Source organism: Streptomyces sp. NA04227 (genome assembly GCF_013364195.1).
Classification (GTDB): Bacteria; Actinomycetota; Actinomycetes; order Streptomycetales; family Streptomycetaceae; genus Streptomyces.
Genome location: NZ_CP054918.1, coordinates 1,465,042 through 1,479,389 on the forward strand (window position 1 = coordinate 1,465,042; position 14,348 = coordinate 1,479,389).

Below are 14,348 nucleotides of genomic sequence, written 5' to 3' on the forward strand. Positions count from 1 at the left end.
CTGGCGTATGTTCAACCGTACGGTAGCGTATGGACATGGCGCAACGAGCTTCGAGCACAGCGAAAAAGCCCCGGCTGACCGCCGAGAACTGGGCCGACGCGGCACTGGCCGCCATGCGCGAGGGCGGGCTCGCCGCGGTCGCCGTGGAGCCGCTGGCCGCCCGTCTCGGCACCACGAAGGGGAGCTTCTACTGGCACTTCACGGGGCGGGACGCGCTGATCGAGGCGGCGCTGCGGCGCTGGGCGCAGACGGAGACCGAGGCGACGATCGCCGCGCTCGAGGCGGAACCGGATCCGGAGCGGCGGCTGCGCGCCCTGTTCGTGGACGCCGTCGAATCGGCCACCGCCGACACCCTGGAGGTCTCGCTGCTCGCCACGGCCGACGACCCCCGGGTCGCCTCGGTCCTCAAGGAGGTCACCCGGCGCCGGATCGCGTACGTCTCCGAGCAGTTCGCCGCGCTCGGCTTCGACTCGGTGGAAGCGCACCGCCGCGGCTTGCAGGCCTACAGCGTCTACCTCGGCCACACCCAGCTCGGCCACGCCGTCCCCGAGGCACTGCCCTCCGGGCCCGATCTCGCCGCCTACCTGGACTCGGTCATCGACCCGCTGGTGCGCAGGGACTGATCCGGTGGGTGCACGGAGCCCGCACGGACGGCCGGGCCGTCGCGCCGCCGCCGTCGGGTAGGGTGCCGCTCATGTTCGCGCACTCGACCCGCACCTGGTGGTGGCCCGCTCCTTCGGCGGCCCACTGACTGCGCGTACCCAGCGAACCGAGGCCGCCCGAGGGCGGCCTTTCGTGTTTTCCCGGGCCGTTCCTCCCCGCGTACGCCGCGCCCCCGGCGCCGCACGCAGGCAGCCGCACGAGACCAGCGGCACCGAAGACCCGGAAGGAACCACCATGGATAAGCCCAATCCGCTCAATCCATCCAATGCATCCAATGCATCCATTCCATCCAATCCGCTCGATCTGCTCGATCAGCTCGCACCCGGCACCGGACCCGGCACCCCGTTCGCCCTGCTGCACCGCCGCACCCCCGGACACCCCGCCGACACCGTCGAGGTGCTGCGCGGCCCCGTCGAGGAGTACGCGCGCCTGGCCGACATCCCCGTCGACGAACGGCCCCGGCTGGCGCTGATCCCGTTCCGCCAGATCCGCGAGCGCGGCTTCGACGTACGCGACGACGGCACACCGCTGGCCGTGCTGCGGGCGGACACCCGCGAGGAGATCCCGCTGGCGGAGGCGCTGGAGGCACTGCCCCGGCACGAAGTGCGGGTCGAGGGCGGCGGGTTCGACGTCGGGGACGAGGAGTACGCGCGGATCGTCGAGCGGGTCCTGGCCGAGGAGATCGGCAGCGGCGAGGGGGCCAACTTCGTCATCCGTCGCACCTTCCGGGGGCACCTGCCGGGCTTCGGGGCGGCGGACGCGCTCGCGCTGTTCCGGCGGCTCCTTGCGGGGGAACGGGGCGCGTACTGGACCTATGTGGTCCACACCGGCGACCGCACGTTGGTCGGCGCGAGCCCCGAGGTGCACGTACGGATGTCCGGCGGCACCGTCACGATGAACCCCATCAGCGGCACCTACCGGTACCCGGCCACCGGGCCCGACGCCGAGGGGCTGCTCCGGTTCCTGGCGGACGGCAAGGAGCAGGAGGAGCTGTCGATGGTCGTCGACGAGGAGCTCAAGATGATGTGCACGGTCGGCGACCGCGGCGGCGTGGTGGTCGGCCCGCGTCTGAAGGAGATGGCCCATCTCGCCCACACCGAGTACGAGTTGAGGGGCCGGTCCACCCTCGATGTGCGCGAGGTGCTGCGCGAGACGATGTTCGCGGCGACCGTCACCGGCTCGCCCGTGCAGAACGCCTGCCGGGTCATCGAGCGCCACGAGCCGCTGGACGCGGACGGCCGGGCCCGGGGCTACTACGCCGGGGCGCTCGCCCTGCTCGGGGCCGACGAGAACGGTGCGCAGACGCTCGACTCCCCCATCCTCATCCGTACCGCCGACATCGCGGCCGACGGACAACTGCGGGTGCCGGTCGGCGCCACACTGGTGCGCGGTTCCGATCCGCACGGCGAGGTCGCCGAGACCCGGGCGAAGGCGGCCGCGGTGCTCGCGGCGCTCGGTGCGGCGCCGCGCCGCGCGGAGCCGGCCGGGGCGCGGCCGGTGCTGGCCGACGACCCCCGGGTACGGGCCGCGCTGGATGCCCGGCGCGAGCGACTGGCCCCGTTCTGGCTGCGAATGCAGCGGGCCGGTACGGAACTTGCCGGGCGGGCCGGTACGGAACTTGCCGGGCACGCGCTGGTGGTGGACGCCGAGGACACCTTCACGGCGATGCTCGCCCATCTGCTGCGGGCGGGCGGTCTGACCGTCACCGTCCGCCGCTACGACGAGCCCGGACTGCCCGGGGCGGCGCTCGCCCACCGGGGTCCGCTCGTCCTCGGCCCTGGCCCCGGCGACCCGGCCGACACGAGGGATCCGAAGATGCGCCTGCTGCGCTCGCTGACCGCCGACGCCCTCGCCCGCCATCCGTACGGGGTGCTCGGCGTCTGTCTCGGCCACGAGCTGATCGCGGCCGAACTCGGCCTGGACCTGGTGCGCAAGGCGGTGCCCTTCCAGGGCGCGCAGACCCGGATCGACCTCTTCGGGCGCGCGGAGACGGTCGGCTTCTACAACAGCTTCACCGCCCGCTGCGACAAGGCCCGCGCCGCCGCGCTCGCCGCCGAGGGGGTCGAGATCTCCCGCGATCCGGCGACCGACGAGGTGCACGCACTGCGCGGCCCGGGCTTCGCCGGGGTGCAGTTCCACCCGGAGTCGGTGCTGTCGGTGCGGGGCGAGGGGATCGTGCGGGAGCTGATGGGCGCGCTTGTCGCCGGGGCCGACGGGGCTGCCCGAACGCCGGGCGCACAGCCGGGCGCTCAGCCGAAGAAGACCCCCGCCTCCTCGTAGAGCGCCGGGTCGACGGTCTTCAGCGTGGCGGTCGCCTCGGCGATCGGGACGCGGACGATGCGGGTGCCGTGCAGGGCGACCATCTTGCCGAAGTCGCCCTCGCGCACCGCGTCCACGGCGTGCAGCCCGAAGCGCGTGGCCAGCCAGCGGTCGTACGCGCTCGGGGTGCCGCCGCGCTGTACGTGGCCGAGCACCGTGGTGCGTGCCTCGTGCCCGGTGCGCCGCTCGATCTCGTGCGCCAGCCACTCGCCCACGCCGGACAGGCGTACATGCCCGAAGGAGTCGCGCGAGGTGTCCTTGAGGACGAGTTCGCCGTCCTTGGGTACGGCGCCCTCGGAGACGACCACGATCGGGGCGTACGAGGCCTCGAAACGGGAGGTGACCCAGGCGCAGACCTGCGCCATGTCGAAGCGCTGCTCGGGGATCAGGATGACGTTGGCCCCGCCCGCGAGGCCCGCGTGCAGCGCGATCCAGCCGGTGTGCCGGCCCATCACCTCGACCACCAGGACCCGCATGTGGGACTCGGCGGTGGTGTGCAGCCGGTCGATGGCCTCGGTGGCGATCTGTACGGCCGTGTCGAAGCCGAAGGTGTAGTCGGTGGCCGACAGGTCGTTGTCGATGGTCTTGGGTACGCCGACGCACCGGATGCCGTGCTCGTCGGTCAGCCGGGCGGCGACGCCGAGGGTGTCCTCGCCGCCGATCGCGATCAGCGGGCCCACCTCGGCCTTGGCGAGGGTCTCCCTGATCCGGCGGATGCCGTCCTTCTCGGCGAACGGATTGGTGCGCGAGGAGCCGAGGATGGTGCCGCCGCGCGGCAGGATGCCCCGTACCGCGGGGATGTCCAGGCGGACGGTGCGGCCGTCGAGGGTGCCGCGCCAGCCGTCGCGGAACCCCGTGAACTCCATGCCGTAGTCCTGGACGCCCTTGCGGACGACGGCCCGGATGACGGCGTTGAGGCCGGGGCAGTCGCCGCCCCCGGTGAGCACTCCGATGCGTGTCGCGGGCATGGCCGTCCCGTCCCTTCGCGTGCTGCTGTTCCGGTCTCGGTCAATCCGGCCGCATCCGGAGTATCCGGCGGGATATGAGCCGGTCCGGCGGGATCCGGGTTCACGCTAGCCGCGCCCCGGCCGCAGGAGGCGCCCGTGGCGCGTCCGGCGCGGCGCCGGTGCCCGGCCGGGGCGGTCCCGGGCCCGGCCGCCTCACCCGTTCGGATCAGTGCCGCTCGGCGCGGCGACACCGCCCGCCGTCACCGCAACGGCCGCGTGACCGGCCCAAACGGACCGTGACCGGGACCCTGTGCGCCGCCGTCCCGACTCGCTGCGGCGCCCGAGGGCGCGCGCAATAGAGGTTGTGCGCGCCTCTCCCGCCGGCGCGCGCGGAAGGAGAGAGACGTCATGAATGCACCCCTGGGTGACAGCCCGCAGGACCTGGCCGGTCTCAACGTCGTCGACGCGGACGGCGGCAAGGTCGGATCCGTCCAGCAGATCTACCGGGACGATGCCACCAACGCCCCCGAGTGGATCACCGTGCGCACCGGTCTGTTCGGGATGAAGGAGACCTTCGTGCCCCTGGCTGGCGCCCGCCGTGCCGAGGACGCCGTCCAGGTCCCGTACACCAAGGACCAGATCAAGGACGCCCCGCGGATGGAGGCGGACGGGCACCTCGACCCCTCCGAGGAGGAGCAGCTCTACCGCCACTACGGACTCACCCGGCGCGGCAACGCGGGGATGGGCCGCGGTGAGGGCATGGGCCGCGAGGAGACCGCGGCGGCCGGTGGCATGGGTGCCGCGGGTGCGGCCGGTACGGCGGCGGGCACGGGTCGGCACGCCCGTCCCGAGGACACCACCGTGGAGAAGCCGATGGCCGGGATGGGCACCGGCCAGCGCGACATGGCGATGTCCCGTGGTGCCCAGGCGCCGGAGACCGGCCGGGCCCAGGAGCAGGTGCCGGACATCGTCCTGAACGAGGAGCGCGTCGACATCGGCACCGAGGAGCGCGTGAGCGGCCGGGCCCGGCTGCGCAAGACGGTCGTGACCGAGAACGTCAGCCGCACCGTGCCGATCAGTCACGAGGAAGTGCGGATGACGCGCGAGAAGATCAGCCCCGAGGAGGCCTCCCGGCTGGGTTCCCGCGAAGCACGCATCGGTGAGGGCGGCGACTACGAGATCGTCCTGCACGAGGAACAGGCCACCGTCAGCAAGACGACCGTGCCGGTGGAGCGCGTGCACCTGGAGACGACCCGGGTGACCGAGCAGCAGGAGGTCAGCGCCGAAGTCCGCAAGGAGCAGCTGGAGTTCGACGACGGCGCCAGCGAGCGCAAGGCCCGCCGCAGGGGCGCCGCAGGACCGGACCGCGGCACCGAACCCCGCCGGTGACCTCTCTCCCCGCCCGTCGCCCCCGCTCCCGTCGTCCCCGGTGAGAACCGGGAGACGGCGGGCGGGGGCGTCGGCGCGGGGAGCGCCGCGGGGACCTCGCGGGCGTGACGCCCGGCCCGGTGGCGCTCAGTCCGTGTCGAGCCCCCGCTCGATCGCGTACCGCACCAGCTCCACCCTGTTGTGCAACTGGAGCTTGCCCAGGGTGTTCTGGACGTGGTTCTGGACCGTGCGGTGCGAGATGACCAGACGTTCGGCGATCTGCTTGTAGCCGAGGCCCTTGGCGACCAGCCGGAGCACCTCGGTCTCGCGGTCGGTCAGGCGCGGGGCCGCGGGCTCGTTGGGGGTCGCCGGGGCGGGTTCGGCGGCGAGCCTGCGGTACTCGCCGAGGACCAGGCCCGCCAGTCCCGGGGTGAACACCGGGTCGCCGACGGCGGTCCTGTGCACCGCGTCCACCAGTTCCTCGGTCGACGCCGACTTCAGCAGATAGCCCGTCGCACCCGACTTCACCGCTTCCAGTACGTCGGCGTGCTCACCGCTGGCGGACAGCACGAGCACCCGCAACGAGGGGTCGGCGCCCACGAGTTCACGGCACACCTCCACGCCCGGCTTGGCGGGCAGGTTGAGGTCGAGGACCAGTACGCCCGGTGTCACGGCCCGGGCCCTGCGTACCGCCTGCTCGCCGTCGCCCGCGGTGGCGACCACGTCGAAGCCCGCCTCGGCCAGGTCGCGGGCGACCGCGTCCCGCCACATCGGGTGGTCGTCGACGACCATCACCCGCACCGGGCCGCCCTCCCCCGGCCGGCCCCGCTCGTCGGTCGTGCCCTGCTCCTGCTCGCTCATGCCCGTCCCTTCCCCCGGTCCTGTCGCGGGACCCGTAGTTCCACTTCCGTGCCCTGGCCCGGTACGGAGACCAGTTCGGCGCTGCCGCCGATGTCGCGCAGCCTGCCCTTGATCGAGAGTGCGACGCCGAGCCTGCCCTCGCCCTCCGCCTGGGCCAGCCTGCCCTCGGGGATGCCGGGGCCCTCGTCGCGCACCGTGACGATCACCTCGTCCGACCAGTCCTCGACCAGGATCCAGGCGCGTGCCTCCTCCCCGACGTGTCTGCGCACATTGTCCAGTGCGGCACCGACAGCGGCCGCCAGCTCCCGGGCCGCGCGGGGCGGCAGCGGGACCGGGGCGCCGGGCTCGGAGAGCGTGACCCGCGCGCCGGCGTACGGGGCGAGCAGGGTGCGCAGGTCGCCGGGCGTCGCGCCGGGGCCGTCCTCCTCCGTACGTCCCTCGCGCGCGGCGGCACCCTCCCCCCGCTCCTCCCCTTCGTCGACGAGCCGGACCACCGCGCCCTGTGCCGCGTCCTCGCTGACCCGGGAGGGGCGGATGAGCCCGCCCGCGACCAGGGTGCGCAGGGCGACCTCCTGCTCGCCGGCCATCCGGCCGAGCTCCGCCGCCTCGCCGCCCAGCGCGTTGCCGCGGCGCTGCACCATCGCGAGCACCTGAAGGACGCTGTCGTGGATGTCCCGGGCGAGACGCTCGCGTTCGCGGGTCGCGGCCTCGATCTCCAGGGCGCGGGCGAGGGTGCGCTCGGAGGCGCGCGCGACCTCGACCACGTAGCCGATGGCGATCGCCGCGACCCAGACGAGCAGCACGTTGTGCAGGGTGTCCTGGACGAGGGCGCCGCGCTGGACGACGTTGGCCACGCCGACCAGGGCCGCGGCCACCGCCGCCCAGCGCCAGCCGCCCTTGAGGGCGAAGGCGAGCACCGAGCCCGCGGTCCATATCGACGGCAGGGTGGGCCCGCCGTCGACGATGCTCTCGTGGGCGACAGCCACCGGCGTCAGCAGAATTCCGGCCAGCGCGACGGCCAGGTCGCAGAAGAGGAAGCGCCGGGTGCAGGCGGCCTCCCCGGCGACCTTGCGCAGGGTGCCGAGCGTCCACAGGGCGAGCACCGCGTAGTAGCCGATGGCGACGGCCGGGCGGGTGCAGCGGTCGTAGTCGGAGAAGAACAGACCGATGGCGTACGCCATGGTGAGCGGGCGGTAGAAGGTCAGGGCACGCCACATCGGCTGCTCCACCGACATCCGCATGACCTTTTCGCGCCGTGCCATTTCGACTCCCCCGCCCTCCTGTGCCCCGTGCGGGCTCAGGCCCCGCCGCTGTGCTCGCCGGACGCCTGGGCGTTACCGGTCTCCTTGGCCTCTCGCGCCGCCTTGGCCGCCTTCGCCTCCTCGGCGATACGGCGCTTGGCGGCGGTCGCGTAGATGTCCACGTACTCCTGGCCGGAGAGCTTCATGATCTCGTACATGACCTCGTCGGTCACCGCGCGCAGGACGAAGCGGTCGCCCTCCATGCCCTGGTACCGGCCGAAGTCCAGCGGCTCGCCGATACGGATGCCCGGCCGCATCAGCTTGGGCATCACCTTGCCGGGCGGCTGGATCTTCTCGGTGTCGATCATCGCGACCGGGATCACCGGCGCCCCGCTCGCCAGCGCCACCCGGGCGAGACCGCCGGGCTTGCCGCGGTACAGCCTGCCGTCGGGCGAGCGGGTGCCCTCCGGGTAGATACCGAACAGCTCGCCCCTGGCCAGGACGTCGAGTCCGCTCTGGATCGCGGCCTGGCCCGCGCCGCGCACCACCGCGCGGTCGACGGGGAGTTGGCCGACGCCCTTGAAGAAGGCGGCCGTCATCCGGCCCTTGAGGCCCGGGGTGGTGAAGTACTCCGCCTTGGCGATGAAGGTGACCTTGCGGTCGAGGACGGCGGGCAGGAAGAACGAGTCGGAGAACGAGAGATGGTTGCTGGCGAGAATCGCCGGGCCGTCGGCGGGGATGTGCTCAAGGCCCTCCACCCAGGGCCGGAAGGCGAGCTTCAGCGGCCCCCCTACGGTGAACTTCATCGCGCCGTACAACAACGTCAGCCGCCTCCTGTGTCCGTCGCACCGACATCGCACCGACATTACTGACATTCGCTCCAAGCTGTCGCGCGGGGTCCCGCCCGCCGCCCGGGGCGCCCGACCGGCGCCGCGCCGCGTCCCGCATCCCGGACCGGGCGGCTGCGGATCTGGTCGGGTGTCACTGTGCTCGCGTACGGTGAAGCCACGCCGCGCAGTGGGCCGACGCACCGGCCGTCCGTCCCGTGATCGAGCCCGCGCCAACCCGAAGTGGAGACCCGACGTGCCCCTGCTTCCCGGAGCCGAGCCCTACCGTCACGAGGGCAACGAGGTCGGAGTCCTGCTCTGCCACGGCTTCACCGGCTCCCCGCAGTCCATGCGGCCGTGGGGCCAGTACCTGGCGGCCCAGGGCCTGACGGTCTCGGTGCCGCTGCTGCCGGGCCACGGCACCCGCTGGGAGGACATGCAGCTCACCGGGTGGCAGGACTGGTACGCGGAGGTCGACCGCAAACTGACCGCGCTCACCGACCGGTGCGAGCGGGTCTTCGTCTGCGGCCTGTCCATGGGCGGCGCCCTTGCGCTGCGGCTCGCGGCCAAGCACGGCGAGGCGGTCAGCGGCATCGCGGTGGTCAACCCCGCGAACAAGATGCACGGCATCGCGGTGAACGCACTGCCCGTGGCACGCCATCTGATCCGTACGACCAAGGGTGTGGCCGGCGACATCGTCAAGCCCGGCGTCAAGGAGGTCGGCTACGACCGCGTCCCGCTGCACGCCGCGGACTCGCTGCGCCGGTTCCTGCGCCTGCTCGACGGAGAACTCCCCCAGGTCACCCAGCCCCTGCTGCTGATGCACAGCACCGTGGACCATGTGGTGCCGCCCACCGACTCCGCCCGCATCCTCGGCCGGGTCTCGTCCACCGATGTCCGCGAGGTGCTGCTGGAACAGAGCTACCACGTCGCGACGTTGGACCATGACGCGGACCGGATCTTCGAGGAGAGCTTCGCCTTCTTCGCCCGGCTCGCTCCCAGTGTCGGCAAGGAAGGGACGGCCACCGGTGGCTGAGCACGACGCGGACCGCGAGGACGGCCGCGAGCCCGAGGAGGGCGCGGCGTCCGCGGACCCGGCGGCCTCCGCACCGGATGCCGTACCGGCCTTCGACGAGAAGGCCGCGTGGGAACAGATCGTCGCGGCCTACGGCGAGGAGCCCGCGGACCCGCCGGGCGCACGGCCCTTCCGGTCCGTGGAGGACCTCGCGCTGCGCGAGAGCTTCGACTTCGGGGACAAGGACAAGGACGGGGGCAAGCCCGAGGACGGGGGCACGGCCGAGTCCGAGTCCGACGTGGGCACGGTGAAGGACCGCCCGACGGACCGGGACGGCGCCGGTAGCGACGCGGCTACGGGCACGGTGAGCGATTCCGGTACGGGCACTGACACCGGCACCGGCACCACTTCCGGAAGCAAGGATTCCGCCGGGCCCGAGAGCCCGGACCCGGACCCGGACTCGGACCCCAAGGCGGGCGAAGGCACCGGAGCCACCGGCTGGGCAGGCGGTGCGCTGGGCAGTTCGGTCATCTTCGCCCCGGGACAGGGACCGCGCGACCACACCGCGCCGGAGCCCTCCGAGGACGACTTCGACAAGGACGACGAGGGCCACTTCGTACCGCCAGAGCCGCCGCCGCTGCCCGCCGCGGACACCACGGCGAAGTTCGCCTGGCTCGGCGCCCTGGGCGGACCGCTGCTCCTGCTGTTCGCGGTGCTCCTCGGCTGGCAGATGACCTGGTGGCTGACGGCCCTGAGCATCGGCGGCTTCCTCGGCGGCGTCGCCACCCTGGTCGCCCGGATGCGGGACGGGGACGAGGACGACGAGGACCCGGGGCGCGGCGCGGTCGTCTGACCCGGGCCGCGCGCCCGGTCCCGACCTCTCGATCCCCAGCCTCTCGATCCCCGGCCGGAGTCTGCTCAGCCTCCGGCCGGAATCGGCTCGGTCCCCGGCCGGATCCGCTCAGTCCCCGGCCGGAATCCGCAGCGCCGCGAGGACCGGCAGATGGTCGGTCGCGGTCCGCAGGTCCTCCTCGGTCACGCCCGGATGGCCGGTGGGTACGCCGCAGCCGAGGATGTCGACGCCCTCGGTGACGAAGAGCGCGTCGATCCGCCGCTTGGGCCCGGTGGCCGGAAACGTGTACTCACTGCCCCAGGGCCGCTCCACCCAGCAGTCCCGCAGGGCCTCGGCGATGAGCCGGAACGTACGGCCGTGCGGACGGTCGTTCACGTCGCCGCCCGCCAGCAGGTGCGGGGCGTCCAACGTCTCCAGCTGGGCGAGGAGTTTGCCGCCCTGCGCATAGCGCTCGGCGTTGTCCAGGGAGAGGTGACAGCACAGGACGCCGAGCCGGGCGTCGCCGAAACGGACCACCGCGGTGGAGAAGCCGCGCCGGTGCAGGCCGGGGGTGAGTTCGAGCAGGACGTCCTCGGTACGTTCCACCGTCGCCCGCAGCGAGCAGAGCAGCGCGGGCCCGGCGGCCGGGCCGCCGCCGGAGAGGATCACCAGTCCGGCGGCGTGCGCCAGCCTCGCCAGCTTCTTGCGCCAGCGGAAGAAGCGCGGTGTCTCCTGGAGCAGCACCAGGTCGGGGGCGCAGGCGCGGATCACCCGGACCAGCGCGTCGAAGTCGTCCTGGAGCGAGCGGACGTTGTAACTGAGCACCCGGATGACGGCCGAACCGTCCTCGTCGGTACGGGAGTCGGGCAGCGCACTCGTCGGCATGCCGATCAAGATACGCCGCACGGCCCCGGCGGCGGCGGCCTTCGCACGATCGCCACCGCCGGCGCCGTGCGGCCTCACAGGTCCGTAAGCCGGGTCCGTACGCCGGGGCCGTGCGGCGTCACGGGTCCGTACGAAGGTGCCGGTCTCGGCCCTGCCTCGCTCAGCCCTGCCGGGCCAGGTCCGCCGCGCCGACCAGTCCGGCCTTGTTGCCGAGTTGGGCGGCGAGTACCTGGGCGTGCGGCCGCCACTTGGCGCCGATGAGCCAGCGGCGGAAGGACTTGCGGATGGGGTCGAGGACCAGGTCGCCCTCGTCGGAGACACCGCCGCCGACGATGAACGCCGAGGGGTCGAAGAGCGAGGCGAGGTCGGCCAGGCCCGCCCCGGCCCAGCGGGCCAGCTCACGGAAGGAGTCGACGGCGACCGGGTCGCCCTGCCGGGCGGCGAGGCTGATGTGCCTGCCCTCGATGCCGTCGGCGGTGCCGTCGCCGAGGCCGAGCAGTACGGCGGCGTTCTCCGGGGTGGCGAGGGCGCGCTGGCGTGCGTAGCGCACCAGCGCGCGGCCGGAGGCGTACTGCTCCCAGCAGCCCTGGCTGCCGCAGCCGCACAGCAGTCCGTCCGGGACCACCCGGATGTGGCCGAACTCGGCGGCCACCCCGAACCGGCCGCGGCGCAGCTTGTTGCCCATGATGATGCCGCCGCCCAGGCCGGTGCCCAGGGTGATGCAGATGACGTCCTCGTGGCCCTGGCCCGCGCCGAAGCGGTACTCGCCCCAGGCGGCGGCGTTGGCGTCGTTCTCGACCACCACGGGCAGGCCGACCCGCTGCTCGACCTTGTCCTTGAGCGGTTCGTGCCGCCAGTGGATGTTGGGCGCGAACAGGACCGTCGCGCACTTCTCGTCCACGTAGCCCGCCGCGCCGATGCCGACGGCCTCGATGTCGTGACCCTTGCCCGCCCCGATGACCGCGGCGGCGATGGCCTCCACGATGCCCTCGGCGGTCGGCGGGGTGGGCACCGTGTGCGTTTCGAGGATCGCCCCCGACTCGTCGACCACACCGGCCGCGATCTTGGTACCGCCGATGTCTACGCCGATGGTGAGTCCCATGTGTCCCTACAGTCAGAAGTCGGCCGCGTGAGCGCGCACGGCTCCGTCGCCGTGTCGCGTGCGTGGACACCTTTCCGCCGATGCCGGTGGGGACGCGCCAGAAACGCAGTCACGCGCGGGCATCAAGGCGACGGCGTCGCGGCAAACGCTACCGGAGCCACGGGCCGGTCACGGTCAGTGCGGGCCGGACGACGGGGTCAGTCCAGGTCGATGTGCTCGCCCGGGCCGAGGCCGTCGTCGCGGGGGTCGTCCCCGCCCTTGCCGCGTGCGGTGTCGTCCGGGTCGCCGAGGCCGGTGCTCTTCTCCCGGGTCCAGCGGTTCTCCTGCTGGGAAACGGCCGAGCGGTAGGCCGCGAGCAGTTCCGATCCTGCCGCGGCGAGGTGGTCGAAGACCTGCGGGTTGCGCTCGACGACGGGTTCGACGGCCGCTCTGGCCTGCCGCACCACCTGGCGTACGGCCTGCTGCGCGGCGCCCTGACCGGCCGGTCCGAGCAGCGGGCCGCCGATCTCGGAGAGCTTCTCGCCCACGGCGTCGACCAGTTTCAGGAGTTCCTCGGCCGCCGAGCCGGGTTCCCGCCCCGTGCGGGCCCGCTGCCGCGCCCGCTCCGCGGCGAGGTCCTCGGCACAGGCCTTCGCCCAGGCGTCCGCGTCGGTCGCCCCGGCGGGCTCGGCGGTTTCGGCGGCCTCGGCGGGCTCGTCCGCCGGGCGCTCGGTGGCATCACTCATGACGGGCAGGCACTTCCCTCGTCCGCGTGGGCCCGGGCCGGGCCCTGGGTTCTCGTACCTTCGACGGTACCGGACCGCCCCCGGCAACCGACCGCTGCGGGCCCCGGTTCCGGCCGCGCTCAGCGTTCCTTCGGCCAGAGGTCGGGGTCGGGCGCGAACCGCAGTTCCAGTACGCCCTCGCGCAGCGCCGCACCGGCCACCCGGCAGCGCCGCAGCGCCGAGGGCAGCGGCACGATCCGGCGGAACGGGCCCACGGAGAGCGCCAGTTCGGTGCCCCGCCGGACCAGATCGAGCTCCCCGCGTACGGCACCGGGCAGCGGGATCCGCCACAGCAGCAGCCCGTCCTCGGCGAGGCGGTCGCGTACCGGCCAAGGGTCGTCGCGCTCCGGCCAGGAGTCGTCTCGATCCGGCCGGGCGAGCGGCCCTTCTCCGCCCAACAACCTCTGTCCGCCGAGGAGTTGATCCGCGCCCGGTACGGCAAGGGCGGCCAGGTCGTCGGTGCCCTGCGGGTCGTGGCCCAGGTGCGGCACCTCGGTCGGGAACGGTCCGCCGTCCGCGGGCCACCAGCCGCAGTCCCGCCACTCGGCCAGGGTCTTGCGCTGCTGTACGAGGAGGGCCTCGCCCCAGGGGCCGTGGGCGCCGGACGGCAGCAGCCGGTTGGCGGCCAGGGCGCGGACGTCGAGGAGATGCAGGGCCAGCCCGGCGACGGCGGTACGGACCGCCTCGGCGGCGGCCGGGCCGGGCTCGGCCACCAGGAGGACACCGGTGTCCGGGCTCTCCACCAGGGCCTGGGCGGCGGCGAGTTCACCGTCCCAGCGGGCGGCCATCGCGTACAGCGCCTCGGCGGGCAGCGGGACCCCGGCGAGCCGCCCGAGCACCGGCCGCAGCGCCCTGGCGGCCTGCCGCTCGGGCGGCAGGAGCCGCTGGAGGTAGCGCCGCAGCTGGGCGGGCAGCGCGAGCGCCGCGAGGGCCTCGACCACGGGCGGCAGGTCGACGACGAGGAGTTCGCAGGCGAGGGGGTCGTCGGCCCGGAGATCACCGGCGCGGAGGTGACCGGCGCGGAGGTCGTCGGCGTGCGGTTCGCCCGAGAGGGGCTCGCTGGAGAGGGGCTCGCTGGAAGGGCGTTCACCGGCGAGGGCCTGGGCGGCGTCGGCGGGCCGGGCGGCGCGAGCCGTCGAGATCGCGCGCAGGGCCCGCAGCAGCGCCAGTTCGCGGGCGCCGGGGAGCGGGGTCAGTTCCTCGCCGTCGAGCCGTCCGGCGCCCAGCAGGTCCAGCGCGGAGGCGGCGCGGTCCTGGAGACCGAGCAGTGCGCGCCGGAACGCCTCGGCCGGATCCGGCCGCAGCGCGGTGAGTCCCGGCTCGACGGTGACCGGTTCGGCGCCCACGGGCAGGCCGAGCGCGGCGCCGAGGCTGTCGACCGGATCGGTGGACAGGACCAGGGTGCGCGTACCGCGCCGGGCCGCGGCGAGAGCGGTGGCGGCGGCGACGGTGGTGCGGCCGCTGCCGCCGGGGCCGGTGACGAGGAGGGTACGCATGGGTCGGAACGGTACGTCAGGGACGGCG

General features: G+C 73.7%; 13 protein-coding genes. 5 read left to right on the top strand and 8 right to left on the bottom strand.

Annotation, left to right across the window (positions count from 1 at the left end; genetic code table 11):
- Positions 1–29: 29 nt before the first annotated feature.
- Both HUT18_RS06050 and HUT18_RS06055 read left to right on the top strand, forming a co-directional pair.
- A complete protein-coding gene (locus HUT18_RS06050; RefSeq protein ID WP_176098493.1) occupies positions 30–623 on the top strand; it encodes a TetR/AcrR family transcriptional regulator in 594 nt (197 codons plus the stop codon).
- A 274-nt stretch (positions 624–897) separates the two neighbouring features.
- Positions 898–2,943 carry an anthranilate synthase family protein gene (locus HUT18_RS06055; RefSeq protein ID WP_176098494.1) on the top strand — a complete coding sequence of 682 codons (2,046 nt, stop codon included), beginning with the start codon at positions 898–900 and terminating at the stop codon, positions 2,941–2,943.
- On the opposite strand, the gene HUT18_RS06060 is transcribed toward HUT18_RS06055, so the two are convergent.
- Positions 2,913–3,950 (bottom strand): 6-phosphofructokinase, encoded by a 1,038-nt coding sequence (locus tag HUT18_RS06060; protein WP_176098496.1) that lies wholly within the window; start codon positions 3,948–3,950, stop codon positions 2,913–2,915. The two genes, HUT18_RS06055 and HUT18_RS06060, sit on opposite strands and share 31 nt — an antisense overlap.
- A gap of 387 nt (positions 3,951–4,337) precedes the next feature.
- Between HUT18_RS06060 and HUT18_RS06065 the strand changes: the two genes are divergently transcribed.
- Positions 4,338–5,318, top strand: a complete 981-nt coding sequence (locus HUT18_RS06065; protein ID WP_176098498.1) for a PRC and DUF2382 domain-containing protein — start codon at positions 4,338–4,340, stop codon at positions 5,316–5,318.
- Between the two features lie 126 nt (positions 5,319–5,444).
- Here HUT18_RS06065 and HUT18_RS06070 read toward each other — a convergent pair whose 3' ends face one another.
- The 3 genes from HUT18_RS06070 to HUT18_RS06080 are packed head-to-tail and all read right to left on the bottom strand — an operon-like array spanning position 5,445 to position 8,220.
- Entirely contained in the window at positions 5,445–6,158 is a 714-nt protein-coding gene (locus HUT18_RS06070; protein ID WP_176098500.1) for a response regulator transcription factor, read from the bottom strand.
- Positions 6,155–7,420 carry a MacS family sensor histidine kinase gene (gene macS / locus HUT18_RS06075; protein ID WP_176098502.1) on the bottom strand — a complete coding sequence of 422 codons (1,266 nt, stop codon included), beginning with the start codon at positions 7,418–7,420 and terminating at the stop codon, positions 6,155–6,157. The genes HUT18_RS06070 and macS overlap by 4 nt, the downstream gene beginning before the upstream one ends.
- A 35-nt stretch (positions 7,421–7,455) precedes the next feature.
- A complete protein-coding gene (locus HUT18_RS06080) occupies positions 7,456–8,220 on the bottom strand; it encodes a 1-acyl-sn-glycerol-3-phosphate acyltransferase (protein ID WP_176098503.1) in 765 nt (254 codons plus the stop codon).
- A 262-nt stretch (positions 8,221–8,482) separates the two neighbouring features.
- On the opposite strand from HUT18_RS06080, the gene HUT18_RS06085 reads away from it, so the two are divergent.
- Together HUT18_RS06085 and HUT18_RS06090 are read left to right on the top strand one after the other, a co-directional pair.
- Complete coding sequence (locus HUT18_RS06085) at positions 8,483–9,262, top strand: carboxylesterase (protein WP_176098505.1); 780 nt, start codon at positions 8,483–8,485, stop codon at positions 9,260–9,262.
- A complete protein-coding gene (locus HUT18_RS06090; RefSeq protein ID WP_368661505.1) occupies positions 9,255–10,094 on the top strand; it encodes a hypothetical protein in 840 nt (279 codons plus the stop codon). Before HUT18_RS06085 ends, HUT18_RS06090 begins: the two co-directional genes overlap by 8 nt.
- A 108-nt stretch (positions 10,095–10,202) precedes the next feature.
- Here HUT18_RS06090 and HUT18_RS06095 read toward each other — a convergent pair whose 3' ends face one another.
- The 4 genes from HUT18_RS06095 to HUT18_RS06110 form a co-directional block, all read right to left on the bottom strand.
- Positions 10,203–10,958, bottom strand: coding sequence for an endonuclease/exonuclease/phosphatase family protein (locus HUT18_RS06095; protein WP_176098507.1), 756 nt, complete (start codon positions 10,956–10,958; stop codon positions 10,203–10,205).
- Between the two features lie 160 nt (positions 10,959–11,118).
- A complete protein-coding gene (locus HUT18_RS06100; RefSeq protein ID WP_176098509.1) occupies positions 11,119–12,060 on the bottom strand; it encodes an ROK family glucokinase in 942 nt (313 codons plus the stop codon).
- Positions 12,061–12,257: 197 nt separating this feature from the next.
- Positions 12,258–12,785: a DUF5304 domain-containing protein gene (locus HUT18_RS06105; protein WP_176098511.1), complete on the bottom strand. Its 528-nt coding sequence runs from the start codon at positions 12,783–12,785 to the stop codon at positions 12,258–12,260.
- Positions 12,786–12,904: 119 nt separating this feature from the next.
- The gene (locus HUT18_RS06110; RefSeq protein ID WP_176098512.1) at positions 12,905–14,320 is read right to left on the bottom strand and encodes an ArsA family ATPase; all 1,416 of its coding nucleotides are present in this window, start codon (positions 14,318–14,320) and stop codon (positions 12,905–12,907) included.
- Positions 14,321–14,348 lie beyond the last annotated feature (28 nt).